1 protein-coding gene is annotated in these 1,108 nt (G+C 34.5%); it reads right to left on the bottom strand.

Translation table 11 applies throughout. The features are described from left to right. Positions 1–1,108: DUF8693 domain-containing protein (locus tag MPF19_RS19025; protein WP_502925276.1), on the bottom strand; the 1,108-nt coding region annotated here is incomplete at both ends.

The following is a 1,108-nucleotide window of genomic DNA, read 5'->3' as shown; positions in this document are numbered from 1 at the left end:
TCTGCATAGATATTGGTATCGGCAGTTAAGGTATCTTCATCTAAACCAAGTACTGTAGCTTCTTTAAAAGCCAGTACAAAACGATCTGTATACGTACCTTTCTCTAAGGTTAACGTAATTTTACCATCTGTAATATGGTAAGAAGTACCTGTAAGTTTATCTGTAATAAATAGGGTGTTAGAAACATTCTTAATTTCATCTGCCATAACATCTATCGTTCCAGAAGAACCCATTGTAATTTCTAAAGGCACTTCTAAATTATCTGAGATTTCTTGTACACCGGCGATTACATATTTTTTGTTGGTATTAGGGAATTTCCAATACATATCTGTTTTACCAGCTTCATATATTTCAGAGTCATATCCTTTATCAAAAGCAAAAGAATTAGATTCTAGAAAAGAGATTCCTATTTGATGGTGTATAAATAGGTCTTTTTCATTTTTATATTCAAAACCTAATTTAATTAAAGGCAACAGATTAGAAGATGTTTTAGAAGTACTAGTTTTCTTACTACTTTTAAAGAAAACAGATTTTGCTCCTTCTGTAACATAGGCTCTTTGACTGTTATTAAAGTTAATAGCACCACCAGTTGTTGGATCTCCTTGAATAAAGAAACCTTGACCGATTGCGATGTAGGGAAGTGGCGTAGTGTATGGGGTTGAACTAGTTAAACCTGAAGTGCCGCTATTATTATTACTAGTATTTGCAGGAGCATCTGCGGCAACTGCACCAGCTAAATTAATAGTTGCATATCCTCCAATATATCCTCCAAATATATGGCCATCTATTCCGTTACCTTCTCCAAGCGCACTTTCTTTATGTTCCCAAAAATAAAGTGTTGCTGTAGTTTGATTAAAATTATCTTCAATAAATTTTCTAGCATTCATAGCAGAAGGAAAGGGGTTTCCTATTAAATAATCTTGTCCCGCACCTATAGGAAGCGCAGTGTCAAAATCACCATCATTTGGGGTTCCTGTAAAGGTGTAATTTTGTCCATCTACTTTTCCAGGTCCTTTAAAAATATAACCGTCACCTCTATTAATAGGAAGATTATCATATTGATGTTCCCAATTAGATCTTCCGTTAGTGGCAGGAGAGTAGGTGTATA

The sequence above is a fragment of the Polaribacter sp. Z014 genome, from assembly GCF_023555435.1.
Taxonomy (GTDB): Bacteria; Bacteroidota; Bacteroidia; order Flavobacteriales; family Flavobacteriaceae; genus Polaribacter.
The sequence above is the reverse complement of the archived record's forward strand: the minus strand, read 5'-3'. Positions and strand labels throughout refer to the sequence as shown.